Source organism: Streptomyces sp. Ag109_O5-1 (assembly GCF_003814875.1).
GTDB lineage: Bacteria > Actinomycetota > Actinomycetes > Streptomycetales > Streptomycetaceae > Streptomyces > Streptomyces sasae.
This window is the reverse complement of the sequence record NZ_RKQF01000001.1, coordinates 903,323-928,577: the sequence shown is the minus strand read 5'-3', so window position 1 is coordinate 928,577 and position 25,255 is coordinate 903,323. Positions and strand designations below refer to the sequence as shown.

24 protein-coding genes and 4 pseudogenes are annotated in these 25,255 nt (G+C 68.7%); 13 read left to right on the top strand and 15 right to left on the bottom strand.

The genetic code is table 11. The features are described from left to right. The first annotated feature begins 566 nt into the window (after window positions 1-566). Together EDD90_RS04235 and EDD90_RS56775 are read left to right on the top strand one after the other, a co-directional pair. Window positions 567-1,403: an alpha/beta fold hydrolase gene (locus tag EDD90_RS04235; protein ID WP_123971807.1), complete on the top strand. Its 837-nt coding sequence runs from the start codon at window positions 567-569 to the stop codon at window positions 1,401-1,403. Window positions 1,404-1,465: 62 nt separating this feature from the next. Beyond that, a pseudogene (locus EDD90_RS56775) lies at window positions 1,466-1,591 on the top strand (IS5/IS1182 family transposase); the annotation flags it as partial. 144 nt (window positions 1,592-1,735) lie between these two features. On the opposite strand, the gene EDD90_RS04225 reads toward EDD90_RS56775, so the two are convergent. After that, the gene (locus tag EDD90_RS04225; protein WP_185148920.1) at window positions 1,736-2,197 is read right to left on the bottom strand and encodes a MarR family winged helix-turn-helix transcriptional regulator; all 462 of its coding nucleotides are present in this window, start codon (window positions 2,195-2,197) and stop codon (window positions 1,736-1,738) included. Between the two features lie 510 nt (window positions 2,198-2,707). Continuing rightward, window positions 2,708-3,460, bottom strand: coding sequence for a helix-turn-helix domain-containing protein (locus EDD90_RS04220; protein ID WP_260327624.1), 753 nt, complete (start codon window positions 3,458-3,460; stop codon window positions 2,708-2,710). Window positions 3,461-3,475: 15 nt separating this feature from the next. Between EDD90_RS04220 and EDD90_RS04215 the strand changes: the two genes are divergently transcribed. Then, entirely contained in the window at window positions 3,476-3,832 is a 357-nt protein-coding gene (locus EDD90_RS04215) for a hypothetical protein (RefSeq protein ID WP_123971805.1), read from the top strand. Window positions 3,833-3,870: 38 nt separating this feature from the next. Here the strand turns inward: EDD90_RS04215 and EDD90_RS58845 are convergent, their stop codons facing one another. The 3 genes from EDD90_RS58845 to EDD90_RS04200 all read right to left on the bottom strand — a co-directional run bounded on the left by EDD90_RS58845 (window position 3,871) and on the right by EDD90_RS04200 (window position 7,257). Further along, window positions 3,871-4,005: a hypothetical protein gene (locus tag EDD90_RS58845; RefSeq protein ID WP_185148918.1), complete on the bottom strand. Its 135-nt coding sequence runs from the start codon at window positions 4,003-4,005 to the stop codon at window positions 3,871-3,873. An 85-nt stretch (window positions 4,006-4,090) separates the two neighbouring features. Further along, a complete protein-coding gene (locus EDD90_RS04205) occupies window positions 4,091-5,149 on the bottom strand; it encodes a heme o synthase (protein WP_123971804.1) in 1,059 nt (352 codons plus the stop codon). Between the two features lie 1,151 nt (window positions 5,150-6,300). Beyond that, the gene (locus tag EDD90_RS04200; protein WP_123971803.1) at window positions 6,301-7,257 is read right to left on the bottom strand and encodes a GlxA family transcriptional regulator; all 957 of its coding nucleotides are present in this window, start codon (window positions 7,255-7,257) and stop codon (window positions 6,301-6,303) included. Window positions 7,258-7,417: 160 nt separating this feature from the next. Here EDD90_RS04200 and EDD90_RS04195 point away from each other — a divergent pair, with 160 nt between their 5' ends. The 4 genes from EDD90_RS04195 (at window position 7,418) to EDD90_RS04175 (ending at window position 12,254) form a co-directional block, all read left to right on the top strand. Beyond that, on the top strand, window positions 7,418-8,683 hold the full coding sequence (locus EDD90_RS04195) for an MFS transporter (protein ID WP_123971802.1): 1,266 nt from the start codon (window positions 7,418-7,420) through the stop codon (window positions 8,681-8,683). Between the two features lie 13 nt (window positions 8,684-8,696). Next, a complete protein-coding gene (locus tag EDD90_RS56770) occupies window positions 8,697-10,109 on the top strand; it encodes a cytochrome c oxidase assembly protein (protein WP_260327623.1) in 1,413 nt (470 codons plus the stop codon). 598 nt (window positions 10,110-10,707) lie between these two features. Beyond that, a complete protein-coding gene (locus EDD90_RS04180) occupies window positions 10,708-11,652 on the top strand; it encodes an SDR family NAD(P)-dependent oxidoreductase (RefSeq protein ID WP_123971801.1) in 945 nt (314 codons plus the stop codon). After that, window positions 11,649-12,254: a TetR/AcrR family transcriptional regulator gene (locus tag EDD90_RS04175; RefSeq protein WP_123971800.1), complete on the top strand. Its 606-nt coding sequence runs from the start codon at window positions 11,649-11,651 to the stop codon at window positions 12,252-12,254. The genes EDD90_RS04180 and EDD90_RS04175 overlap by 4 nt, the downstream gene beginning before the upstream one ends. Before the next feature lie 235 nt (window positions 12,255-12,489). On the opposite strand, the gene EDD90_RS04170 is transcribed toward EDD90_RS04175, so the two are convergent. The 5 genes and pseudogenes from EDD90_RS04170 to EDD90_RS58840 all read right to left on the bottom strand — a co-directional run. Beyond that, the gene (locus EDD90_RS04170) at window positions 12,490-12,804 is read right to left on the bottom strand and encodes a hypothetical protein (protein WP_123971799.1); all 315 of its coding nucleotides are present in this window, start codon (window positions 12,802-12,804) and stop codon (window positions 12,490-12,492) included. Then, on the bottom strand, window positions 12,801-13,433 hold the full coding sequence (locus tag EDD90_RS04165; RefSeq protein ID WP_123971798.1) for a SigE family RNA polymerase sigma factor: 633 nt from the start codon (window positions 13,431-13,433) through the stop codon (window positions 12,801-12,803). Before EDD90_RS04165 ends, EDD90_RS04170 begins: the two co-directional genes overlap by 4 nt. Before the next feature lie 71 nt (window positions 13,434-13,504). Continuing rightward, window positions 13,505-13,948 carry a hypothetical protein gene (locus tag EDD90_RS04160; protein WP_123971797.1) on the bottom strand — a complete coding sequence of 148 codons (444 nt, stop codon included), beginning with the start codon at window positions 13,946-13,948 and terminating at the stop codon, window positions 13,505-13,507. A 204-nt stretch (window positions 13,949-14,152) separates the two neighbouring features. Next, window positions 14,153-14,442 (bottom strand): annotated as a pseudogene (locus EDD90_RS56285) (transposase); the annotation flags it as partial. 134 nt (window positions 14,443-14,576) lie between these two features. Next, window positions 14,577-15,611, bottom strand: a pseudogene (locus EDD90_RS58840) (YHYH protein); the annotation flags it as partial. Between the two features lie 209 nt (window positions 15,612-15,820). Between EDD90_RS58840 and EDD90_RS04145 the strand changes: the two are divergent. Further along, complete coding sequence (locus EDD90_RS04145) at window positions 15,821-16,525, top strand: TetR/AcrR family transcriptional regulator (RefSeq protein ID WP_123971796.1); 705 nt, start codon at window positions 15,821-15,823, stop codon at window positions 16,523-16,525. 128 nt (window positions 16,526-16,653) lie between these two features. On the opposite strand, the gene EDD90_RS04140 is transcribed toward EDD90_RS04145, so the two are convergent. From EDD90_RS04140 to EDD90_RS04130, 3 genes are all read right to left on the bottom strand, one after another. Then, the gene (locus tag EDD90_RS04140) at window positions 16,654-17,058 is read right to left on the bottom strand and encodes an SsgA family sporulation/cell division regulator (protein ID WP_260327622.1); all 405 of its coding nucleotides are present in this window, start codon (window positions 17,056-17,058) and stop codon (window positions 16,654-16,656) included. A gap of 234 nt (window positions 17,059-17,292) precedes the next feature. Then, window positions 17,293-17,652, bottom strand: a complete 360-nt coding sequence (locus EDD90_RS04135) for a hypothetical protein (RefSeq protein WP_123971795.1) — start codon at window positions 17,650-17,652, stop codon at window positions 17,293-17,295. A 436-nt stretch (window positions 17,653-18,088) separates the two neighbouring features. Beyond that, a complete protein-coding gene (locus tag EDD90_RS04130; protein WP_123971794.1) occupies window positions 18,089-18,961 on the bottom strand; it encodes a helix-turn-helix transcriptional regulator in 873 nt (290 codons plus the stop codon). Window positions 18,962-19,090: 129 nt separating this feature from the next. Here EDD90_RS04130 and EDD90_RS04125 point away from each other — a divergent pair, with 129 nt between their 5' ends. Continuing rightward, window positions 19,091-19,852 carry an SDR family oxidoreductase gene (locus EDD90_RS04125; protein WP_123971793.1) on the top strand — a complete coding sequence of 254 codons (762 nt, stop codon included), beginning with the start codon at window positions 19,091-19,093 and terminating at the stop codon, window positions 19,850-19,852. A gap of 146 nt (window positions 19,853-19,998) precedes the next feature. Here the strand turns inward: EDD90_RS04125 and EDD90_RS04120 are convergent, their stop codons facing one another. Beyond that, window positions 19,999-20,544, bottom strand: coding sequence for a TetR/AcrR family transcriptional regulator (locus tag EDD90_RS04120; RefSeq protein WP_123971792.1), 546 nt, complete (start codon window positions 20,542-20,544; stop codon window positions 19,999-20,001). Window positions 20,545-20,683: 139 nt separating this feature from the next. On the opposite strand from EDD90_RS04120, the gene EDD90_RS04115 reads away from it, so the two are divergent. From EDD90_RS04115 to EDD90_RS55085, 3 genes and pseudogenes are all read left to right on the top strand, one after another. Next, on the top strand, window positions 20,684-21,694 hold the full coding sequence (locus EDD90_RS04115; RefSeq protein WP_185148912.1) for an NADP-dependent oxidoreductase: 1,011 nt from the start codon (window positions 20,684-20,686) through the stop codon (window positions 21,692-21,694). A gap of 426 nt (window positions 21,695-22,120) precedes the next feature. Then, a pseudogene (locus EDD90_RS58505) lies at window positions 22,121-22,237 on the top strand (hypothetical protein); the annotation flags it as partial. Window positions 22,238-22,979: 742 nt separating this feature from the next. Continuing rightward, window positions 22,980-23,186, top strand: a complete 207-nt coding sequence (locus EDD90_RS55085) for a hypothetical protein (protein ID WP_185148910.1) — start codon at window positions 22,980-22,982, stop codon at window positions 23,184-23,186. A 413-nt stretch (window positions 23,187-23,599) separates the two neighbouring features. Here EDD90_RS55085 and EDD90_RS04100 read toward each other — a convergent pair whose 3' ends face one another. Then, window positions 23,600-24,397, bottom strand: a complete 798-nt coding sequence (locus tag EDD90_RS04100) for an acetoacetate decarboxylase family protein (RefSeq protein ID WP_123971790.1) — start codon at window positions 24,395-24,397, stop codon at window positions 23,600-23,602. A 108-nt stretch (window positions 24,398-24,505) separates the two neighbouring features. On the opposite strand from EDD90_RS04100, the gene EDD90_RS04095 reads away from it, so the two are divergent. Then, window positions 24,506-25,102, top strand: a complete 597-nt coding sequence (locus tag EDD90_RS04095; RefSeq protein WP_123971789.1) for a TetR/AcrR family transcriptional regulator — start codon at window positions 24,506-24,508, stop codon at window positions 25,100-25,102. The last annotated feature ends 153 nt before the right edge of the window (window positions 25,103-25,255 follow it).

The following is a 25,255-nucleotide window of genomic DNA, read 5'->3' as shown; positions in this document are numbered from 1 at the left end:
GGGACCGACGGCCAGGACAACTAGGTCGTGAAGTCGTCTGCCAAGATGCTCTGACCTGCGGCGGTGCTTTCAATGCCGACTCCGACCCGCGTGGATGACCCTTTCAGGCTCCTTCAGGATCGTGCCTCGTAACGCAACCCATCCTCCCCACGCGCTCCGTGCGGCGGCTCGTACTCCCGAGATCCTCCCCGGGATGGATGCCGGATGGTGATCGCCGGACGTGTTCTGGAAGGCCCGCCGACCAGGTGCGCCGATCACGCTTCGTGGTCCATGGCGGAACGGAGGACGCTGGTGTACGGCCGCAGGGACTACGCCCGTACACCATGGGCGTGCCCGCATGGTCGGTTGTCCCGGAAGAGACACCGTGGAGCCCTATGACCGCGTTGGGCGGCTGCGTGCTGCTGCGGCTGGGCGGCAACCATGATCCCTGCGCCTGAGGGCAACAATATGATCCCTGCGCCTGAGGGCAACAAGTGGTGCACGGTGGGGCAACCGGTCGCGTGGCGTTCCCCCTAGCGTGAGCGAGTCCCCATCCACCTCATTCATCCGAGCGAGGAAGCACGCGCATGCCGTACATCACCGTGGGCCAGGAGAACTCCACCACCATCGACCTCTACTACGAGGACCACGGAGCCGGTCAGCCGGTCGTGCTCATCCACGGCTTCCCACTGGACGGCCATTCCTGGGAGCGGCAGAGTGCTGTGCTGCTCGACGCCGGCTACCGCGTCATCACTTACGACCGTCGCGGTTTCGGGCAGTCCAGCCAGCCGACGACCGGCTACGACTACGACACCTTCGCGGCCGACCTGAACACCCTGATGGAAACCCTCGACCTGCGGGACGCCGTGCTGGTCGGGTTCTCGATGGGGACCGGTGAGGTTGCCCGGTACGTGTCCGCCTATGGCTCTGCCCGGGTGGCCAAGGTCGCCTTCCTGGCTTCGCTGGAGCCCTGCCTGCTCAAGAACGACGACAACCCGGGCGGCGTCGCCCCGAAGGAGTTCTTCGACGGTGTCGTCGCGGCGGTGAAGGCGGACCGTTACGCGTACTACACGGCCTTCTACCAGGACTTCTACAACCTGGACGAGAACCTCGGCACCAGGATCAGCGAGGAGGCCGTCCGCAACAGCTGGAACGTTGCCGCGGGAGGCGGGTTCTACGGTGCGGCTGCCGCGCCGTCGACCTGGTACACCGACTTCCGGGCCGACATCCCGGCCATTGACGTACCCGCCCTCATCCTGCACGGCACGGGCGACCGCATCCTGCCCGTCGAGGGGACCGCGCGGCCGTTCCACAAGGCCCTCCCGTCCGCCGACTACGTGGAGATCGAGGGCGCTCCGCACGGCCTGCTCTGGACCCACGCCGAGGAGGTCAACAGGGCACTCCTCGCCTTCCTGAGGAAGTGATCCCACGGAGCCGGGCTGCCAGTCGAGGGCGGCCCGGCTCTTCTGACCGCATAAGACCCTGCCCTGTGACCAGCCAGGGAACGGATGCGGCCACGAAGATCGTCGAGAGGAAGCACGGCATGCTCACCGACACGATCGGCCTCACCCTTGCTGTGACCGTCACCGTCGTCGGCCTCTCGGGGAACGCCGCGCATAACGGACGAGTCGACTCCCACCTGGCGATGAGCTCACTAGGGCATCAAGGGCAATCTGCCTGCTTCAAACGCCCTCGCAGAGCATGGCCGAACAACCGCTCCCAAGCACAGGAAACTCCCGCGGGCCCAGAGAAGACGTCAGCCTCGGGAAGGGCGCCCGGCAACGGGGGGCGCCGCCGGACCGGTCGCGTCAGCGGATGAGGTCATGCGGTCGCGCTGCAACGCCTCCCCCAAACGAGTAAGCGCTGTACCCAGGTCCTTCCACTCGTCCTCGGCGAACACCTCGTGGTCGTAGTCCTCGATCAACTGGGTTGCCCGCTCAAGCACCTTCACACCACGGTCTGTCAGCTCTATCACCGCTGCGCGGCCCTGCCCACCGCTCCCGACGGTGGCGACGTATCCGTCAGAGATCAGCGCGTCGATGATCGGATGCAGGCTCTGCACTTTGATCCCCGCTCTCCGCGCCAATGCGCTGAACGATATGCCCGGATCACGTCGCAGGTGCCCCAAGAGGCCCAGGCGTCGCAGGGACAGGCCGATGCCCTTCAGTGAGTCCTCTACTCGTCCTTCCAGAAAACGCCCCTGGAGGATCATGATCATCGTTGGACCCAGTGGGTATCGCGCCGAGTCGGCGTCCCCTGCGTCTGCCATCCACGTCTTCCTTCCCTGGCCATGTCGGAGCACTCCCACCGTATCGGACCAAACAGGTCGGCTTTGTGGCCTCGTCTCCTCAAGGACGCTTCACCGACGTGCCGCCACGAGTACAGGTCTCATCTCATGGCACATCCATCGCGCTACCTGTGGAAGATGGAGAGTCGACGGTCGACACAACCCATCGTGACGGAGCGCTGCTCGGCGGGGCCTGGGCGCCGAAGGAACAGGCTCGTCGTGTGCGGGTGCGTGACAGGTGTCGTCGCGCTTGAGGGTGGGTCGTCCGGTTCCGGGGCTTCACGGTTGGCCCGGGGGACGGTCTGCTGGAAAGCGCGGGCGGGCGCGAGTCGTACCCGAGCGATCTGCCGGATGAGGCATGGGATCCGGGCAGAAGGAAGCGGAGCTGATCGGCTCCGAGAGGGGGTCCTCCCGGGGCCATGAATTCCAGGGTTGACGAGTCTACGCCGGGGTGCCGGACGCTCCTGGGCGGAGGATCTCCGACGGGGTGCGGCCGGCGAGGGTGCGCGCCGTGCGGGTGAGGTGTGCCTGGTCGGCGAAGCCCGCGAAAGCAGCCGCGGCGGCCGCGGACTCAGCCGGTAGTTCGGTCATGGCGGTCCGCAGCTTGGCCCACAGGCGTAGCCGCGGGAGCGGGATACCCACCCAGTCGCGGACGAGGGTGCGCAACCGCGGCTGGGAGAGCCCGACCTGGGCGGCGACCGCGCCGATCGTGGCGGTGGACCCGGGGCGGGTGATCTCCCGCACCGCGTGGGCGACCCTGGAATCGAGCGGGGCGCCCGCTCCGGCGAGGGCCGTGAGCTCGGCACGGGCCGCGTCCAGGTCGGCGCCGCGGCCGGGATGGTCGAGGGCCGCGAGCACGCGGTGGGCCGCGGTCTCGTTCAGGCGGGTCGGGTCGGTGCCGAGCGCCAGCTCCCACGGGTCCAGGAAGAGGGCAACGTAAGCCGACGAGACGGCGCAGGTGTGTGCCAGTTGCGGCGGCACGATCACGCCGGCTGCGGTGAGGGTGCGGTTACCGTTGTAGCCGACCTCGACACCGCCGCCGAGCGCGAGCACGATCTTCCACGCCGGGTGCCGGTGGGGGCGTACCCGAAAGGCGCCGGACTCGGCGAACATCGTCGCCGCCGGGCCGGATGCGAAGTGGAGGCGGCGATCGTTTCGTTCAAGCGTCCACACCTGGGTCGGCGGCACTGTCATGACATGAATTCTATTGTGGCCGTCGCCTTGGCGGTCTTCCTGGTTGTCAACGGCGCCGCGCACTTCGTGCGTCCGGACTACGTCCGCCGGTTGGTCCCTTCCTGGCTGGGTTGCGCACGAATGCTCGTCGCTGTGGGCGGGGTTGCGCTGATCGCCGACAGTGTTCTCCTCCTCGTACCGCGGAGCCGAGCGGCGGGCGGGTGGATCGCCGCGGCGATGATCTCGGTCTTCGTCGTCGCGCATCTCGATGGGCTGGCCCGGGTGGCGGCTGAGCGGCCGTGCCGTGCCCGCGGGTTGGCGAGTGCGACCGTCAAGGTGCTTTTCAACTTTGCCTACATCGGTTGGGCCGTCGCTGTGGCGACGACGGTGTGAGCCACCAAGGCCTGGCCGAACACGCGCAGAACAGCCACTCAAGTCGCCCTTGCGTCAGCACCGCGCACTGCCGCGTGATGTTGACCAGGTGCCTTGTCGGCGGCGTATCGGTAGAGCGGCCAGCCGTTATAAGTGACGACGTGACTGCCGGCGGAGTTGGGCAGCTTGCCCAAGAGCGTTACGTCAACGCCGGCTGTGCAGCCGACGAGTGTGGCGGCGATGCCTATAGCTGTGACAACCGGCCGGTGCGGCAGAGTTTCAGCTGAATCGGTGTTTCACGAGTGTATCGATGGCCACTGCGGCGAACAGCAATGCAAGATATGCATTCGATACCACAAACATCCGCATTGGTCGCGCGGCGGCTTCCGCTCGACGGGCAGCGGCTTGGAGTCGAAGACCTTCCCCTACGAACCACGCTCCACCGACCACGGCCACCGTTGCGTAGGTCCAACTCATTCCTGCAACAGGAATGAGGAGAAGGGAAGCCGTGGCGGTCGCGACGGCATACGCAATCACTCTCTTGGCCACGTGCTCGATTCCGTGGATTGCGCCGAGCATGGGGACGCCGACACGACGGTAGTCCTCGCCGTACTTGACTGACAGAGGCCAATAATGAGCCGGGGTCCAAAAGAAGATCACTAGAAAAAGTATTACCGCTGGCCATGACACGGTCCCTGTCGCTGATGCCCAGCCGATGACTACAGGGAAGCAGCCCGCGATGCCGCCCCACACGATGTTCTGCTCAGTGCGGCGCTTGAGGAGAATTGTGTACACGACTACATACCATAGAATCGCGCAGACGGACAGTGCAGCGGCCAAGTAATTCACAAGGCACCAGAACCAGACCGTCGAGGAGACGGCCAGGATCCAGGCGAAGAGCAATCCAGACCGCGGTGCCACCTCTCCGGTCACCAAAGGGCGACCGGATGTGCGTCTCATCTGGGCATCCATGTCTCGGTCCAGGTACATATTGAAGGCCGATGCGCTGCCCGAGCTTGCCGCTCCACCCATGAGTGTCGCCACGATGAGCGGCAAATTCGGCGGACCGCCATGAGCCAAAATCATGGTCGGCACAGTCGTGACAAGCAGGAGTTCCATAACTCGCGGCTTCGTCATGACAGCGTAGGCGCGGACGCGTAGAAAGCTTCTGTATGTAATTGAGTCTGACTGATCGCGCCTGAGAGGGGGTGCGAGTTGTTCGCTCCGCTCTTCTGAGTTTCGGTCCTTGGTGCGCACGCTGATTTGTCGAGCGTCTCCGCCGCTCACGACGGCCTCCCTTTCCGGCGTAGGGCGGCAAGCCTCCCGGCGACTCCGCATCGGCTCTCGATCTGCGCCACTTGCAGTCTAACTGCAAGTCTTGAGGCGGCTTGAACGGGGGTCGATGATCCCTGCTGTCACGGCCAACAGGCAGAGACTGCTCGTACAGCGCGGCTACGCGGTCCCCAACGGTCCGAGGAACGCCGCGATGAGGCCGCCGTACATGACGATCGACAGCGACCGCCCCTTGCGGCCGTCGGGCGCGAGGTCGGCGGCCAGGTAGCGGATGTAGCCACCTGTGGAGCGGTACGCGCCGAGCAGGCCGAGCCTGTGATCAGGGTGAGCGGCAGGGGTGCCAGGAGCGGGATGGGCGCCAGGCGGAGTCCGGCGAGAGAGGTGAGGGTCAGGTCGACGCTCACCGCTCCGTAGTAGATCGTCTGCGGCGTGGCCAGCCGAGCGGGTGTGGTTGGAGCGGGGTTGCCGTTGATGGCTCAAGGAGAGTGGCCGCCCGGCCCTCCAGGGCGCTCCGGCTGCTGACTGGGGGCTGCGGTCATCGCTGGTTGGGGACTTGTCGGCGGAGTGTTCCTCGGGCTGCTGACAGCGAGTTGGGCCGCCGGGCGGGGATCGCCGCGCAGAGTGCCCAGGCCACCGTCCGCCAGCTTGAGGAACGGGGGGTCGTCGAGCGGCGCACCGAAGCAGGTCGCGGCCGCACCGCCGAGCTCCCCATCACCGAAGGCGGCATGCGACTGCCGGCCGCCGGCCAGGATGCTTACGCCGCGGCCGACGCGGGCCTTGAGAGCGCACTCGGCCCTGATGCCTGCCGCCATCTCACCGGCTTGCTGCTCCAGGCGCTCTCCGCTCGCGCTGTCTGACCCTCGCGCACGACCGGCGGCGAGCCGTTGACCGGACTCTTTGTGGTTGAGACGAAGTACTCGGGCGGTCCAAGGCCGTCTCGGGCGGCGCGGATGCGAGTGCAGGGAACCGTAGGCGCTCGACCGTCGACAGGTCGGCCAAGGGGGTGTGAACCACCCCGGGTTCGGTAGAGATCTCGGACTGTGGTTGTGAGGGTTTGATCAACTCGGTCTTGTACAGGCCGATGGTCGACTCCGTCAGGGCCGTGCCTGAAGCCGGCGCCGTCGCCGGTCTTCGGGGTGACGGTGGCCCGACCGGAGATGACGGCACGGGCTGCGGCCCGCGCCGGCGGTTCCCGGTCAAGGAGTCGGAACCGTCCGGTCGGAGAACGCGGCCCGATACTCGGAGGGCGACACGTCGAGGATTCTCCGAAAATGCAGGCGGAGGTTGGATCCGGTGCCCAGTCCGACGCGCTCGGCGATCTGGTCGACCGGGAGTTTCGTGGTTTCCAGGAGCGCTCGGGCAGCGTCGACTCGGGCGCGCAGGACCCACTGCAGCGGCGTGTCGCCGGTCTCCTCGGCGAAGCGGCGCATGAAGGTGCGCAGCGACATCCGCGCATGCGTCGCGAGATCGGTGACTGCGAGCGGTTCGTGGAGGCGTGTCAGCGCCCATTCTCGGGTCGCCGCGAGCGTATCGCCCTGCGGTGCCGGGCTGCTTCGGGGAAGGTACTGGGCCTGGCCGCCGCTCCGATAGGGCGCCGTCACCAGGCGGCGGGCGATGTCGTTGGCCACGCTCACGCCGAGGTCGCGCCGGACGATGTGAAGGCACAGGTCGATGCCCGCCGCGACACCGGCCGATGTGAGGACCGAACCCTCATCGACGAACAGGACATTGGGCTCCACCAGGATGTCCGGATGGCGCAGCGCCAGCATTTCCGCTGCGTCCCAATGTGTTGTCGCGCGCCGTCCTTCCAGTAGACCCGCGTCGGCCAGGGCGAACGCGCCGTAGCAGATCGATGCGATGCGGGCTCCTCTTGCATGTGCCCTTTGAAGCGCTTCGTGCACCGCGGTCGGGATCGGTCGGCCAACCGGCGCGTAGCCGGGGACGATGATGGTGTCCGCGCCGTCCAGCGCGTCGAGACCCTGCGGCACCGTGTACCCGAAACCCTCACTGGAGGGCACCGTTCCCGCGGCGACGCCGCACACCGTCAGCTCGTACGGGAGTCCGTCACGCGGGTGGAACACCTGGGTCGGGATGCCGACGTCGAGCGGGAGCGCCCCATCCAGTACAAGCACCATCACCCGGTGCGAACTCATCGTCGTCCATCTCCTCGGCTCGCGTCGGTCCATCCCCTGCGGCAGAATCCTCGCACATATTGGCATTCTTGCCACTGGAGGGTGTCGTCCCGCCGCTCGACACTGAGTGGGCCGTCCAGTCGGGTTCGGTCCTATGTCGAGTGGATAGGAAGTTCGTTCCATGCCGCGTCCAACGGTTCCGCCGGTCGTCGCCTTCGTCTCCTCGTCTGTCGCGTTCATGACAGTGATGGCTGCCGCGGGAGCACCGAGCGCCCTGCTTGTCGTCTACCAGCAGCACTGGCATTTTCCCGACAGCGAGCTGACGATCGCGTTCGCGATCTACGCCCTCGCGCTTCTCCTCGCGCTCCTCGTCATCGGTTCCCTGTCGGATCGAATCGGTCGCCGTCCGGTACTCATCGCGGCCCTCGCACTCCAGGCGGTCGCGATGGTGGTGTTCCTGTTCGCCCCGGACATCGGCGTCATCATCGTCGCGAGGGCGCTGCAGGGCTTCGCGACGGGAGCGGCCACGAGCGCGTTCAGCGCCTACATCTCCGAGGTCGCACCAGTGGCGCAGAAGAAGCTCGCAGCACTGGTCGTGAGCATCGCGTCCGTGGCCGGTCTCGGCATCGGTGTCGTCCTCACCGGAATCGCCATCCAGTTCGCGGTAGCACCCGCCGCGGTCGTGTTCGGAGCCGCACTCGCGATCATCGTCATCGCCATCGTCGTCACGGCGGCCTCGCCTGAGACGGTCGGTGAGCGTCAAGGGATCGGCGATGTCCTCGTGCTGCGCATCGGCGTTCCGTCCGCGGCCCGGACCGCGTTCGCTCGCACTGTCCCGGGGACGATCGGGATCTGGATGTCGGCAGGGCTGGTCCTCGGCCTCGGGTCGTCGATCGTCCATCAAGCCCTGCACATCACCGGTGGAGCCGCCCTCGGCCTGGTAGTCGCCGCCCAGCCCCTGGCTGCGGCCGTCTCCGCGCTCGTACTCGGCCCGCTGATGCCGCCCCGGCGGTTCATGCTCGCCGGATATGTTGCCGTCCTCGCCGGTGTGTCGTTGGAGGCGTGCTCGTTCGCGGCGGGCCTCGCATCGCTCATCATCTGCGGCGCGATCGTCACTGGCCTCGGCTTCGGCGCCGTCTTTTCCAGTACGCTCGGGATCCTTGTTCCGCTGACGCGAGCGCAGGAGCGGGCGAAGCTGTTCTCCGCCGTCTATGTCGTCGCCTATCTCGCCTATGGCGTCCCTACCATCGTGGCCGGCTTCCTCAGTGATGCCATCGGTTTGGTGCCCGCAGCAATCATCTACGCCGCCGCAACAGTCGCCGTAACAGCCGCTGGACTGATCGTCTCGCTCACCCGGACGGGATCGATGTCTAGGGACGTTCTGCCCGGCGGTACGCAAGAAGCACGAGAGCACGACGTGCGAGCGTCCACATCGAGCGCGGCCTAGGGCTGGCCTCGCGGTGCAGAACATCCTGCTCGACCTACTGGTCCCGCTGGGCCGTGCGCTCGGCGACCTCCTGGGCCTCGCCGACCCGGACGGCCCCCTGCAGCGAGCGGTGACCTCGCGGCCGGTGAGGATCCTGACGTCCCCGTTGGTCAGTTCGCTGTCCGTGCTTGCGTCCGAGCTGACGATCTACTTCACGCCGTACTTCTCTGCGGCGCTGCAGGGTGGCCTGGTGCTGCAGTTGATGCATACCCAACTGCTCCTGACCGGCTGCCTGTTCATCGTGCCGATACTCACCCGCCAGGAGATGCTCCCACGCTGGTGCACCTACCCGGTCAGGGCGGCGCTGGTCTTCTTCGACGGACTCTTCGACTCGTTTCCGGGCATCGCCGTCATGACCAGCGGCACCCTTGTCGCAGGGAACTGGTACCGCGCCCACCCCCGAACCTGGGGTCCCACCCTGGAGTTCGACCAGATGCTCGGCGGCGGCCTGATGCTGATGCTGGCGGAACTGGTCGCCTTCCCCTTCTTGATCGCGGTGTTCTTGCAGTGGTGGCGCTGGGAGCGGAACAAGACCGCCGAGCTGGACGCGCGCCTCGACCGCGAGCTCACCCCCGTTGCCGATCCGGTCCGGACCGGGCCGCGCCAACCACCGGGCTGGCCGCTCTCACGCCCGCGCCGGAAGCCGCGTCGGCCGGCGGCGCAGCCGGGACCCCGCAGGCTCCGGAGCGGTTCCGCCCCTGGTGGGAGACCGACGAGGGCGAGGTGGGCCAGCGTATGCGCCGATGAAAGGGCCGTTTACGGGCCGGCCAACACTCGTAGGCTCGACTCAGTCGGCGCCGGATCCGTGCACGGCCTGTTCCCAGAGGGTCAGTCCCACGCGGAGGAGTTCGCGCACGACCGCGGTCTCCTCGTCCGTCCAGGCTGCGTCGCCGGCGGTCGGTTCGAGGGCGTCACCGCCGAAGATCTTTTCGTAGGCGCTGTTGTGGATCGATCCTTGCGAGGGAAGAGGTGGGCCGGCCTTCAGACTGTGGGAGAGGTCTTCGAAGAAGTTCCAGGCGTTCAACAGCAGTCCTGCCGAGACCGAGTCAAGATCGGCACGCTCGACCCATCGACGTACGACGCCCAGATCGAGTGTGGCTCCGCCGTCCCGGACGAGATTCCAGTCGTTGCGATCACAGTATTCCTGGAGCGGCTCGAGGTCGTGGAACGTGAGGAGTCTTCCGAGTTGGTCAACGGCGAGCTCATCGGGGGCATCGCCCTCTCCGGGCCGCCAGATCAGCGTCAGTTCCCCTCTCCCGGTCGCGATTTGGTATGGATAGCAGTCAGCCATGCGAGGTCTCCCCGGTGCCGCGGCGGCACTCGCCGCGTGGGTCATCCTGCCTGCAATGGTCGCCGTGCGGTGACTTCGGCTCAGGTGGAGCTGTGAGGTGCGGAGCCGGCGGGCCCGGGGCCACCACAGATCACCGAGGGTGCGATGATCTGGCGGGCTTTCGACGGTTCTCCGCCTCGAATGCATGGACGGCGGCCGGGCTGATCTCGTAGGCGTGGTGCCGGATGACAAGACCACGGCACCCATGCAGCTCGGCTGCTCCCTCCCGACCTCAGCGGCGATCGCCGCCCACGTGAAGCCTGCCCGCCGGGCTGCGGCCACCGCGTCGATCTCCGCCAACTCGGGTCGAGGATCGCCTCGTTCGCCTTGCAGACCTTGACCAGGGCGGCCGCTTCGTTCTTCTCCCTGCGTTCATCCACGGGGCAGGGCCGGCCCTTCGTGTGGGTGGCCCATCCAGGGGCGTCGGGTGTGGCTTTCGATCCTCCGCCGCTTGTGGCTTCCGCCGATTGGCTGCCCGGCGCCTCACGACGACTCGTCAGCCCGTCGATCGCCGCCTTGAAGCTCGGGTACGGGTTCGCGGGGACCCGCACACGCCCCCGCATACGCCTCGCGGCCGGGAAGTACACGCCGGAAGTGAGCCACGGCGTGTTACGGTACTCAGTACCACATGGAACTCGATACCAAGGGGTCTGTCATGGACAGCCGGACCATCGTGTTGACCGGAGTGACCCGCGGTTTCGGCCGCGAGGCCGTCGAGTTGCTGATCCGAGAACGGCCCCAGGATCATTACGTCGTGCTGGTTCGCCGCGGCGGCGAACGCCTCGCTGCGGAACTGGCCGAGGCCACCGGTGCTTCCGGGGTCACAGGCGTGGGGTGTGACCTCGCTTCGCTCGCCGAGATCAGGCGGGCGGTGGGGGAGATTCTGCGTGGGCTCGACACCGGGTACCTGCCGTCGCTCGGCGGCTATCTCGGCAACGCCGGCCTGACGGTCACGACGACCGGGAAACTCACCACGGACGGTTACGAGATGACCTTCGGGGTCAATGTGCTGTCCCACTACCTGCTCGTCAGGGAGCTGCTGCCCCGGTTCACCGGTCCCGGCTGGATCGTGCTCACTTCGAGCGACTGCCACTTCGGGCAGTTCCGCTACACGCTCGGCGCCACGCCGCCGCCGCGCTGGGAGACGCCGGAACGACTGGCCACGCCTCGTGCCGGTGGCGCGCGGGAGGCCGGGCGGGCGTACGCGACCAGCAAACTCGGCGTCATCTACCTGACCCACGCGCTGGCCCGCCGCCTGCCCGAGAGCGTCGGCGTCTACTCCTACAACCCGGCGCTCGTCGCGGGCACCGACTTCTTCCGCCATGCCCCGGGGCCCGTGCGGGGCGTGCTCAACGGATTCTTCCAGCTTCAGCGGTTCCTCGGCCGGGGCATGACGCCGCAGCAGGCGGGCGCCCGGCTCACTGAGACGATCCTGACCGGGCTGACCGCCCGGACCGGGTCCTACCTCGATCGCGGCCGCAACGTTCCGTCGTCGCCTGAGTCGCACGACGAGGCCCGCGAGGAGGAGCTGTGGCGCGGGGCCGCCCGCCTCGTCGACGCTGACCGCGGGGCGGGAAGGGCGGATATCCTGGCCGAATGAGCGCGAACAAGTCTCCGGTGGAGTCATTGCGGGACCGCAAACGCCGCCAGACCCGGGAACGGATCATCGAGACGGCCTTCGCGCTCTTCATGGAGCGGGGGTTCGATGTCGTCACCGTGGACGAGATCGCCCAGCGGGCCGAGATCGGCCGCACCACCTTCTTCCGCTACTTCGGCGACAAGCAGGAAGTCGTCTTCTCCACCGAGGACGACTTCGTGCGCGCGCTCACCGCGGCCATGCGCGATGCGCCCACCGAGCCGCTCCAGGATCTCGCGCAGGCACTGGCCGCATCTCGGCGGCTGCTGCTCGTGATCTGCACCGAGGCCGCCCGCAACCCCGGCCACTACGCGGTCTACCACCGTCTGGTCAAGCAGCACCCCGAGCTCGAAGACCGCCACACCCGCAAGACCCGGCATTACGCCGACCTCCTTGAGAAGTACCTGATCGACCACGGCACCCCGCCGGCCACTGCCGTCCTCGCCGCCCAGTTGACCCTCGCCTGCTACCAGGCGGCGTGGCGCCTCGGCAGCCACGACGCGACGGCGGTGCTCCGCGAGGCGAATGACGCCTTCGACCTCCTGCTGGGCACCACCGCCGCATAACCGGCGGACCGGCCTTCGCTCAGCCGGGACATGCACCACCTCGCAGCGGGCTCGACCACCGATCCAGCACTCAGGCAGCTACCGTTCCGCGACCGCCGCTTGAAGGGCGAGGGCGTCCATGCCGCCGTGCTCGGCGTCGCACATCTGCACAACCTGCTCCAGGCCGCGAAGCCCACCAACGCGGCCCAAGCACCACCAACGGGCCTTACGTCAAAGGTCGTTTACGGGACAGCCTTTAGGGCGTGGATGGGACGGCGGAGGGCACCGGGGACGGGACGGTGGAGGTAGGGGTGGCGGTGGGGCTGGAATGTTGTGCGGGCGGTGCCGGGCGGGGGCGGTCCGGGGTGTCGGAGGACAGCACGAGGATGACGGCGGCTGCGGCCGCCGCGGTGGCGGCTGCGGCAACGTACAGCACCCGCCGAATCCTGCGCGTGCCCCAGGTACTTCCGGCAGGCGGGCGGGCCGGTGACAGATCGTGGGCGCTGATGAGCTGCCCGCGCGCTTCCAGCGCAGCGCGCAGCCGTTCCTCGATCGGTGCCCGAGCACTCATCGGTCCACCTCCAAGAGTTTTTCCAGTGTGGCAAGCGCGCGGCTCGCGGTCGACTTGACGGTGCCACGGGACACGCCGAGGGTCTCGGCGATCTGCGCCTCGGTCAGGTCGGACCAGTAACGCAGGACCAGTACCTCGCGCTGGCGCGCGGTGAGCTGCGCCAGCGCGTCGAAGACCTGCCGGTGCTCCTCGGCGAGCAGCAGCAGCTCGTCGACCGGCGCCCCCGGACCCTGGTACGGCGGGGTGTACGCGCGCGCGGTGCGCCGCCGACGCAGCACCGAGCGGGCGGCGTTGACCACCGCGGTGTGGAGGTAGGCATGCGCGTCGTGGAGGTCGTCCAGCCGTTCGCCGTGCCGACGGCAGACGGCGGCGAAGGCATCCTGGACGACGTCCTCGGCGGTGTGCAGGTCGTCCACCAGGAAGACCGCCAGCCGGACCATGTCGAGCCGCCGGGTCCGGTACAGGTCGGCGAGTGTGGGGGAGTCTTCCTCGCTGTCCCGGTCGGCCACCGAACGCAGATGCCGGAACCGTCGGCCGGGGAGCGGTGCGCCCGACGCCGGAGTGGAGGAGGTGGTCCCGGCGCGGCGCAGTAGCCGGGCCCACCAGGGCAGGGCAAGGGTGAGCTGCATCGTCCTCGTTCATATCAGGGGTACGGCGGGGCCGGCTCCTGTCCGGCCCCGCCACGCCTATGGTCGGCGGCTCAGCGGCTGGTGTTGCCCGGGTAGGGCTTGCCGTTCGCGTCGCCCGGGACCGGGGTCGGGTCGGTGTCGGTGGAGGTGTGCTTCCCCGGGGTGGAGGGCACGGCAGACGGGTAGGGCTTGCCGTTCGCGTCGCCTGGGACCGGGGTCGGGTCGGTGTCGGTGGAGGTGTGCTTCCCCGGGGTGGAGGGCACGGCAGACGGGTAGGGCTTGCCGTTCGCGTCGCCCGGGACCGGGGTCGGGTCGGTGTCGGTGGAGGTGTGCTTCCCCGGGGCGGAAGGCACGGGCTTCGGGTCGACCGTCGCCGACTTGGCCGGGTGCGCGTGGCCGGCGGTGGCCGCCTGAGCGGCGATGCCGCCGCCCACCACCAGGGCGAGACCGGCAGTCGACCCCAGCACCCAGGTGCGGAGGGAACGGTTTGACTTCTTGGCGCGGACGTGGCGCATAGGAAACGACTCCATAGAGTTCATGGACAACGCTGACAGGTCAGGCAGCACCGGGACTGAAAATCCCGTCCCGGAAACCGCCTTTCACCCCACCAGACGTGCGGCCCCACCCGAGGTTGTCGCGATCCGAAAAAAAATCCGCAGCCTTCGTGGGGCCAGTCGGCCGTCTCCTCGTCATGGGCATCGCGGCCCCGTGCGTGATGCCTACTGTGCTTGAACTCGGGCTGTCGTGGGCGGAAGTGACAGCCCGGTTCCGGCGAGGCACCCGTCGATCAGGCTGGGGCGGTATCGGATCGCTCTCAGACCGCGGCGGATGGTCGGGCTCAGCTGATCGGTCGTGGTGAAGGCGGTGTTGAACAGTCAGCCGCGCCGCAGCACGGACCAGATGCCCTCCAGCGGGTTGAGGTCCGGTGCGTAGGAGGGCAGTTGGTGGACGGTCAGAGCCAGTCCCGACCGGCGATGAGCAGGTAGCGGTAGTCGGTCCAGGCGAAGCTCGGCGACGGGACCGTGTCTCGCGTGCCCGATGACGCCGCCATTGCCGCCTTCACCGACTCCCTCACCGATACGGTCGGCGCATGGGGGGGAGTGGCCTGTCCGCAGCGTCTGGACACGATCGAACGGGTTCTGTTCACTCTCGGGGCGAGGTGGCGTTCGAAGGCGGGCAGCTTCGTGGTACGTGACGACCTGCTTGCCGTCCCACATGATCGTCTGTGTGGCCGTGGCAGACGTCGAGGTACTGGTTCCTGACGATCTTTCCGTCCTCGCCGCGCGGCCCGTAGATCCCGAAGCCGTCGATGGCGTATCCCACGAGCGGCGAGTGCCGGGAGCGGCTCGCGGTCACGGGCCCGCGGGAAGCCGTCTTACCGAAGCAGGTCTGTGAGGGGCCGTGGTAGTGGTACTGCGTCTCGTACGGGTGGCCCCAGCAGCGGTCGAGGGGCAGGGCCGCGTTCGGGTCGACCGGGCGGCCCTCCGCGTCGGTGGCCGCCTCCAGGTGGAAGGTGCCGCCCGCCGGCGCCATCCCGGTCGTGAGCTGGGAGATACACGTGGGCGTCGCCCGGGCGACCGGGTCGCGGGGAACAGTGACGTCGAGATTCCATGGCTTGATGGGGATCGCGGCGGCGTTGGGGTACCCGGGCGAGGGAATCTCCGCGTAGTACTTGTGGGCGGGAGTGCCCTTCTGCACGGGGAAGCGCCCGGTGGAGTGCCCCGGGGCCTCCGGGCTGATGACGTCGGCGTCGAGGCCGTCGATGGCCTGGACGCTGTCGCCGGATTCGGCGCAGCACATGTGGGTGTGGATCTGGGTGCCGGGACGGACCCCGCTGGTGGTGGGCCGGATAGCCTCCGTTGCCCACGCCAGACACGAGGCGCGGTCGGCGGCGCGCAGTGGCTGTGTCTCGCGCACTGCGGGTTCGTCGACCTGGATGACCGAAGTACCGGACCTCTCCAGGTCGTTGACCTCGTCGCGCAGGGCGAGGACGACCTGGCGGGCGGTGTCGCCGAGGGGTTGGTCGTCGCGGATGAAGGACCAGGCGAGCATGGTCACGGGGCCGCTGAGCGGTGGTGGCCGACCCGGTGCGCGCAGTGCCCAGCAGGTTCTGCGTGTGTTGGTGGTGCAGCGTGTCTGTGCCTCTGGTCGTGCAAACGCCAGATGCTGGGGAGGTGGCCAGGTGTTCGATGCCGGGGTGCTGAAGGCAAGACGTCTCGACTGTCTCGGCGAACTCGGCCGGCAGCAAGGCGGGGGTTTCCAGGCGATCTGCTGCTGGTTCCGGGCGGCGTCCGCCGAGGGAGATGGGTGTGTTGCTCGCGCCGTGTCCGTGACGTGAGAGGGGTCACAGCCTGAATTCGAGGGGGCCCTCATGTTAGCCTCGATGTATGAGCCAGCAGCACGTCCTGTCCGCGTCCCAGGGGCCGGCCAAGCCGCTGCGCCGCGATGCGCAGCGCAACAGGGACGCGATCGTGGCCGCCGCCCGCAAGGCCTTCGCCGAACAGGGGCTGGACGCTTCCCTGGAGGGTGTTGCCCGCGAGGCGGGCGTCGCGATCGGGACGCTCTACCGGCACTTCCCCCGCAGGCTCGACCTGGTCGAGGTGCTGTTCACCGCGAAGTTCACGGATCTGCTGGACGCCGCCGAGGAGGCCGCGGCCATGGACGACGCCTGGGACGGGTTCTGCCACTACCTGGAAAAGCTCTGCGAACTGCTGGCCTGTGACCGTGCCTTCAACGACCTGGTGTCGGCCCGGCTGCCGATCCATGCGCTCAGCAGGGGATTGTTCGAGCGCACGGAAGAACGGGCCGCTCAGATCTTCCGCAACGCCCAGGAGCAGGGTGTCCTCCGCGACGATGTCACCCCGGAAGACCTCGCTTTCGTGGTCTGGTCCCAGGCCGGGATCATCCGGGCCACACGTGCCGTCGCTCCCAACGCCTGGCGCCGCCACCTTCACCTGATGCTCGACGCCTTCCGTGCCCAGTGCGCCCACGAGCTGCCAGAGCCGCCGCTGACCCCCGAGCAGGTCGATCAGACCCTCACCACTCTCGAGTGCCCCGAAGAGGAATGCCGCGAGTGCGACGAGGGGGCATGAGCCCCGGCAGGTGAGGCCGCCGGGCAACGGGAGATGCCGGGCAACGGGACACACATGGTGAGCCCGGTGCCGCCGTCGGCATCGGGCTCACTCAGGCCTGCGAGGGTGTCGCCGTCCGGGGGACGCGTTCAGCTTTCCGCCAGCAGCTGTGTCAGCTCGGCGTCCAGGTCGAGCCGACTGGATTCGGTCCCCGGCGCGACCGCGGACCACGTCTCGCGCAGGAAGGATTCCACGCCCTGTGCGGGGAACGCGAGCAGGGCCGATCCCGCGGGTGCGTGGAGAGCGATGTACACCACCTCGCGTCCCGAGCCGACGGCCGGCCACATGCGGACGTCTCCGTGTCCGGTGTGCTCCCTCAGGGCCTGAGTCATCATGTCGCGACTGAAGAACCACTCGACCGCTGCTCCCTCGCCCAGGGGCTGGAAGACGGCGCGGACGGCATAGGGGTCATCCGCTTCGTACCGCAGTGCCGCATGCATCGGCACCGCCAGGTCGTGTGACACGACAAACTGCACGGGCAGCTCGTGCGCCACGGTTCTGACCGATCTCACTGTCCCTCGCTCCCATGTCCTGCTCGCCCGGTACTGCGCTCGCTCTCCGTGCGCTTCGACGCACGGTTCGGCGAGGATGCGACTTCATCGGCCCGGGGCTGATGCCGGATCGGCGCGCGGTCGGCTTCGTACGGTCGGCTTGACGAGTCGCAACGACGCAGTCCCCGGGCATGCCGTTGCAGCTCGTCAAACCGACCGTGATGACCTGCGGCCGCATCACCGCTGCTGCAGGTACCACGCGACCTGGTCCAGGTACCAGCGGTCGCCGCCGACGCCGTACCACGTCGTCGCCTCGTCCCAACGGTGCCCGTCCCAGACGTACAGGTGGCGACCGTCCCGACGCTCTTCCCCTGCGCGGTAGCGGTACCGGTCGTCGTGGTGACCGCTCTGGTGTCCGTCCGCACGGTGAGTGGCGCGATCGCTGCCGGAAGCGAAGGCGGCACTTGAGTACTGTGCGTGCTGCACGGGTTCCGAGGCGGTCGCCGCCGATGCCGAGCCGCCGGCTCCGAGAAGGGCTCCGCCGGCCAGTGTCGTAGAAGCAACAGCGATCGAGGCGCGCCTGATCCACTTGTTCATGGTCGTTTCCTTGTGATGTGGGGCGGTTCCGCCGACGTGGCGGCCGCTGTCATGTCCGTGTTGTGCGTCCCGGGGATTCCGGATCAGCCGGGTGCCGAGCTGTGCGGGACATCCGGAGGGGGTCCTCATGTTCGGCGCGATCCACCGTACCCGAGGGGGGCCTCATGTTTACGGTGAAGCCCATCACAGCACGTCGGAAAGGGGCGGCCGGCCCAGGCAGCACGAAAACGAGCGAGATGGCGAGCCGGAACCTGCGGGGCCGCAGTGGCACTGATCCGAATATCCGGGTCGCCGATCCGGATGGTCGGGAAGGGGCCGGGCTCGGTGATCGTGGTCGAGCCGCACAGCCCGATGGCGCAGTCGGGCACGGCTCAGGCACTCAACGGGGCAAACGGCGACGCGGACTCTGCCTGTGCCGCCGGGCGGCTGGTGTTCGTCAGGGTGATCCGGGGTGCGGGCCGTCCACCGGCCTGTCGTGCGCTGTGCCGGCGGACCCGGTGTCCGAGAGTGCGGCGAGGAGCCGCAGTTTCTCGTCGCTGTCGCTGTCCTTGTCGGGGTAGTAGACGACGAGGATGACGTCGTCGACGGGGAGTTTGTCGCGGTGGAGGCGTAGTTCACCGACGACGGGATGGTGGAGTGTGGCGGTGCCTCCGTCGAGGCCGCGTATGTCGTGGCGGGCCCACAGGGTGCGGAACCGCTGGCTGGACAAGGCGAGTTCGCCGACGAGTTCGACGAACCGGGGGTTGTCGGTGTCGTCCCCGACGGTGGTGCGAAGGGCGGCGACGAAGTCGGCGGTGGCCTTGGTCCAATCCTGGTGGAAGGCCCGTTCCTCGGGATCGAGGAGGAGGGAACGGAGCCGGTTCTGTCCGGGCCGCAGGCGGGGGGAGAGTGCGACGGCCATGGCGTTGGAGGCCAGCACGTCGAACGCGCGTCCTTCGACGAACGCGGGGATCTGAAGGTGGGCGAGCAGCTCGTACACGCGCGCCGGTACCTGCTCGGGCCGCTTGCGGCGCGGCGCCCTGGGGCGTGCCGCGGCCAGGCCGAGCAGATACGTCCGTTCGATGTCGTCGAGGTGCAGGACGCGCGCGAGTGATTCGAGGACCTGGGGTGAGGGGTTCTTGTCACGGCCCCGTTCCAGGCGCAGGTAGTAGTCGGGGCTGATTCCGGCGAGCAGGGCGACTTCCTCACGGCGCAGGCCGGGCACGCGGCGGTTGCCGCCGGGCGGGATTCCCGCCTGCGCCGGGGAGACCAGCTCACGCCGGGCACGGAGGTAGCTGCCGAGCCGGTTGCCGGATTCCTCGTCCTTCATACCGACACCGTAATGCGGTGCGGGTGCCTCAGCGGGGGCCCTGACAGGACCAGGGAAGACGGGGGACCTGCAACGGCCGGTGGATTCCGCCAAGACTGCGGTGACATCGTTTCGAGAAGGGAAGATCTCGTGGACCTCTCCAACCGCACCGTTCTCGTCGTCGGCGGAACCTCGGGTATCGGGCGGGAGCTGGCCCGCCGGTTCGCCGCGGCGGGAAGCACCGTCGCCGTCGGCGGCCGCAGCCCGCAGGCACTCGCGGCACTCGCCGAAGAAGGCTTCGGCACGTTCGCCGTCGACGTCACCGACGACGCCTCTGTCACGTCCGCCCGTGACGCCGTGCTCGCCCGGTACCCAGAACTGGACACCGTCGTGACCATGTCGGGCGTCATGCTCCTGGAGGACCTGCGCGACCCCGCGCACTTCGAGGCGGCGTTGACGACGATCGACACCAACCTGGTCGGCACCGTCCGGGTCGTCGACGCCTTCACGCCCCACCTGGTCCGGCGGGGCGCCGGCACCTTCGTCACCGTCACCTCCGGCATCGCCTTCCTGCCGTTCCCGCCCATGCCCAGCTACGCCGCCTCGAAGGCCGCGGTGCACGCCTACTCCGAGGCACTGCGTGTGCAACTCGACGGCACCGGTGTCGGCGTCGTCGAGCTCGTCCCCCCGGCCGTCGCCACCGCAGGCCAGGAGAAGGTGAACCCGCACGCGCTGCCCCTCGACGACTTCACCACCGAGGTCATGCACCTGCTCTCACAGGACCCCACCCCTGACGAGATTCTGGTCGAGCGGGTGCTTGTGCACCGCTGGGCCGAGCGCGACGGCACGTACGACGACCTCGTCGCACAGCGTTCCCAGGCCCTGGCCATGCTCCCCGGGCGCCAAGGCTGACCCACTTACCGCTTACTCACTCACCCGCTCACCTGGCTTTGCGTACGAGCTCTGGACCGTTCCCCGGGACGCCGACGCGCGACGCCGGGCCCCGGCCGGCGCGACCCGACGCCCGAGGCCGAGGAGGCGTCATCTCGTAAAACCCGTCAGCTCGTCAGGATCGCGTTCGCGACGACTCCGAGGAGGTGATCGGCGCGTGGTGCGAGGGAGGGTTGGTCGGCGAGCCAGGCGAGCGCCGCGATCAGCGCGAACAGGTCGGTGCCGTCGATGTCGGTCCGTGCGGTGCCGGCGGTCTGGGCGCGGGTGAGGAGGCAGGTGCCGGCTGCGCGCATGGTGACGCACGAGGCGTGGAGTGCGGACTCGGGGTCCTCGATGGCGGCCGCCATCAGCTCCGTCACGCCCCTGTATTCGTGTGCGACGGCGACGCAGTCGTGCAGCCAGGAGACGAGGGCGTCTTCGGGTGAGCGGGACGCTTCGAGTTCGCCCGCCCGTGCCGTCAGCTCGTCGAAGCTCGTGCGGAGCAGGGCGTCGAGCAGTGCCTCGCGGGTGGGGAAGTGGCGGAGCAGGGTGGCGAGTCCCATGTCGGCCCTGCGTGCGATGTCGCGCAGTGATGCCTCGGTGCCCTGCTCGGTGATCACGGTGCCCGCGACTGCGAGCAGGTGGTCGCGGTTCTTTCTTGCGTCGGCCCGCATCTGCCCCTCACTCCTGGCTATCCGGAGCGGTGGTTCGGTTGACGATCCGGATCAGTGGTTCATATATTCGGATCAGTGGTCCGGATAACCGGATCGCTGATCCACTAAGCGTACCTCCAGGCAGAGGCAGGAGAGAACGATGCCAGCACGCACGATGAAGGCGATCCGGCTGCATGAGCACGGTGGCCCTGAGGTTCTCGGTTACGACGAGGTGGCGGTTCCGGAGCCGGGGCCGGGTGAGGTGCTCGTCCGCGTCCACGCGGTCGGCGTCAATCCTCCGGACTGGTACCTGCGCGACGGGCTGAGCAACATTCCCCCGGAGGTGCGGCCGAAGTTCGACCTGCCCGTCATCCCGGGGACGGATGTGTCGGGCGTCGTCGAGGCCGTCGCCGCGGACGCGCAGGGCTTCTCGGTCGGCGACGAGGTCTTCGGGCTCCTCCGCTTTCCCAGCTTCGACGGCCGGGCGTATGCGCAGTACGTGGCCGCACCCGCGTCGGACCTCGCACGCAAGCCGGCCGGTATCGATCATGTGCACGCCGCCGGGGCGCCCATGTCCCTGCTGACGGCGTGGCAGTTCCTGATCGAGCTCGGACACGATCACCCCTCGCCCTTCCAGGAGGCGCGGCACCGCCCGGTGGCCCTCGACGCCGGTACGACGGTGCTGGTCAACGGGGCCGCGGGCGGCGTGGGGCACTTCGCACTGCAGCTGGCGAAGTGGAAGGGCGCCCATGTCATCGCGGTGGCGTCGGGCGCGCACGAGGCGTTCCTGCGCGAGCTGGGCGCCGACGAGTTCATCGACTACACCGAGAGCCGTCCCGAGGAACTCGTGAATGGCGTGGACCTGGTCCTCGATGCCGTCGGCGGCCGAGAGAGCAGCCGTTTCCTGCGCACGCTCAAGCGCGGCGGTGCCCTGTTCCCGGTGTTCTTCGGTGAGTACGACGAGGAGGAGACCGCGAAGCTGGGTGTCACGGTCTCGGGCACCCAGGTCCACTCGCACGGCCCGCAGCTCGCCGAAGTGGGCCGCCTGCTGGACGCGGGCACGGTTCGTGTCGCGATCGACAGCACGTTTCCGCTCGCGGACGCCCGCGCAGCGCACGAGCGCGCCTCCCGTGGGCACATCCAGGGCAAGATCGTACTCACCGTCGCCTAGGAACGAACGCCCCGTTCCACCTACGCGTCCGGCGGTCCCCCTCGGGTACGAGTGCCCGCCAGAACGTCCATGCGGAGACCTTGAGGGCACCTCCGGCGGCCAGGCGGCCGCGACGCCCCGCAGCGGCGAGCCGAACCGGCCCCTTCGGTTGCGCGGTTCGGCTCGGTTCGCCGCAGGAAATCACCGAGACGGACGCATCGCGGACGCCCGACGGCGGAGTACCTGACATGAGCGGCATGTGCTGCGCCCTCGACCGAGTGCTGCGCGGCCGTTTCCACCGACCGCGCCCCGACTTTCACCCGACAACCGAACCACGCGAGGTTCGACACGACGACATGTGCGCCCGACGGTTGGGGAAGCAGCTACCTCGACGCAACGCCTGCGGCGGCACGTCTCGGGGCAGGGGCGGAGCCCGCCGGGGAGACCCGGGTGGCGGCGACACCGGGCACGGTGAGGCAGTTGACGGCGCTCGGGTACGAGGTCGTGGTGGAGAAGGGCGCGTTGCGGGGGTGGCCCCGGGCGGCGATGGCATGTGCCGGGTGAGCAGAGCCCCGGTGCCGGGCGGGTTGAGCGCGGCCGTCACCCGAAAAGCCGAACGCAGCACGAGTGGCAGCACTGCGGTCGCTTTCGGACAGTAGGAACCATGAACCGTCACCGACGCCCACATCGGCGGGCCCCGTGGATCGCGGGCGGTGCAGCCGTGCTCATCTTCGGCGGCATCGGTATCTGGGCGTTGGTGACGCATGAGCACGGCACGCCCCGGCCGACGCCGTCGGCCATCACACTGCCCACGCCTCCCCGAACGCCGCAGCCCACCCCGACACCGTCCAGCAGCCCTCCCCAGCAACCGACACCGCCCAGCAAACGACCCCGGCCGACACAGGGCACGACGACAGCGGCCTCGCCGCCCCCACCGAAGCCGAGGCCGAAGCCGAAGCCGACTCCGGCGCAGTCCGCGGCAGCCAAGCCGCCGGCGATGACCCCACCGACATCCACACCGGTGCCCCCGGTGCCCCCGGTGCCCCCGGTGACATCGAGCTCGCCTCCGAGTTCACCCTCGGCACAGTCCCCGACGTCGCTTCCGAGCTCGCCGTCGGCACGGCCCCTGACGTCGCTTCCGAGACCGTCCCCGTCGGCACAAGCCTCGACGGCCCCTCCCAGACCACCGTCGACACCGACACCGACACCGACACCGTCACCGTCACCGTCACCGTCACCGACACAGCCACCGGCGCCGCCATTGCCACTGTCACCGCCGCCGACACTGTCGACACCGTCACCGCCATTGGCACCGTCGACACGGTGGTACACGAGCCAGGCGGCCACTGCTGCTGCCGGGCGCATGGCGGCCGCCGGGGTGGTCGGTGACTCCGCCTGCTCTCTGTCGGCCTTCGGCCAGCCGGATCCGGCGCTGATCCCGAGCGGCCTCACGTCGGTGGGCACCGGACGGGCCGGCAACTACTGGTGCCTGATCTGGAACCGGGACCCGTGACGGCAGTTGGCCGGCATCAGATCCACATGCACGGCTGCAGCCGGCCTGTCCACTCCCTTTGTCTTCGCAACTGGGCTGCCTGACCTGGGCGTCCACCAAACGCATATTCGGAGCGAGGGAGTCTGGAGGAGCCAGCTGCGCACGATCTTCACAAGGGAGCGTGCGCGATGTCTCCACCCAGAAGGGGGGTGCGGTGAGCACGGCAACCGGTCCTCCAACAGCAAGGCCGCCGGCCCCGTCGGCCGCGTTGTCCGGGGCCTCGGTCACGTGGGACGCGGTGGCGCCGATGACGACGGCGAGCTCGACCTCCTAGTCCACGTTGCCCTTTGGCGGACGGACCGTGGTGTAAGGGCCGGTGAGCCCCCGGCCGGTTCGACGGCCGGGGGTGCGGCTCCAGTGGCGGGTGGGAGCGGTCAGCTGCTCTGGTCCGCGAGGGTTTTGAGGTCGGTCACGGTGTAGGCGAGGTCGAAGTGGAATCCCCTGCCCACGCGCTGGATGGACAGGTCGGCCAGTTCCTCGCCGCGGGCGGGGAGGAAGGCGAGGTCGGCGGTGCCGACCCAGGCGTCGCTGATCGCGGTGTTGTCCAGGACGGACATGACCAGTTCGTGGACGGCGGGCTTGTCGTGCAGCCCGGCGGCCAGCCGGGGGAAGTGCCGCAGGTTGACCACCGGCCGGTTCATCAGGACGGCCGGGTCGGGGACCGGCTGCTGAAGGGTGATCCTCGCTTCGGCGATGCGCTGTCCGGCGGCGGAGGCGGTGGCGCCGAACTGCCCGCCCGGGCCGAGGACAGGAGTGCCGGGTCCGCCGACGGAGTAGGCGCGCGTCTGGTGGACGGTGCCGAGCTTCTTGGGGAAGCCCTGGACCCAGCCGCGCGCCATGGCGGAGTCGTTGTCGACGTAGATGTACGGGCACCAGGCCACCGGTGTGTCGTTGTAGCGGGCGTCCAGGGTGACCAGGAACTCGCGGTACTGCGAGCGCGCGGGGTCCAGGTACTCGAGGTCCGTGGCGGAGTACTGCCAGTCGACGAACATCGCGACACCGCGCCCGGCGGAGTCCGGATCGGGGGTCAGGCCCTCGGGCAGGGCCGCCGCAGCGGCCGACGGCTCGGCGAAGAACTCCACACCCACCACGGTGCCGGCGTAGTGCCAGGGCGGTGTGGGCGCCAGGTTCGCTGTGCCACGGGGAGACAGGGGAACGGTGTAGCCCTTCATGTGACGTCCTTGGGGGAGAGACGGAAGGAAACGATACGTATCGTTTCGTCAACGCTCTGACCGTAGCACGCCTTGACCCGGAAACGAGACGATACGTATCGTTTGCTCATGGCTTCTGTCTTTTCCTCGCCCCAGGCATCCGGTGGGCCGCGCTCCCTCGCGAAGATCCTCGACGCGGCACGGGGCGTGCTGTCGGAGCACGGCTATCCGGCGCTGACCATCGAGGCCGTCGCCGCGGCCGCGGGCGTCGGCAAGTCGACCATCTACCGCTGGTGGCCGAACAAGGAGGCGCTCGTCGCCGACGCGCTCGCCGAGGTCTTCCGCGCCGACGACATCCCCGACCTGGGCGACACCCATGCCGAGCTGCGCTACGCCGTCGACATGACCATCGACAACTATGCGAACGAGGACATCGCCGCCTCGCTGCCCGCACTCGCCGCCGGTCTTCTTCCCCACCCCGAACTCATGAGCCGGTTCCGGGAGGCCTTCCTGTTCCGCAAGCGCGAGAACATCGCCGTCGCGCTGCGCCGCGCCGTCCGGCGGGGCGATCTGCCCGACGACCTCGACACGGACCTCGTCCAGGACATCTGGGCCGGGACCATCCTCTACCGGCGGCTCATGACCGGCTCCCCCCTCGACGCCGACCTCGCGGAACACCTCGTCCGCCTCGTCACCGACAAGCCTGCGCGGCGCGCCGGCGGCTGAAAGAGCCGCCTCAAGAAGCTCTCGGTGTCACCGAGTTCACGATGGCCTCCCCTCCCCGAGGTTGCACTCCCGTTGTCTTCCGCCAGTGCCGACGACAACGGAGCCTCGCTCATCGTGTCGTTCGCCCGCGGTATGGGCGAAAAGTGGACGAAT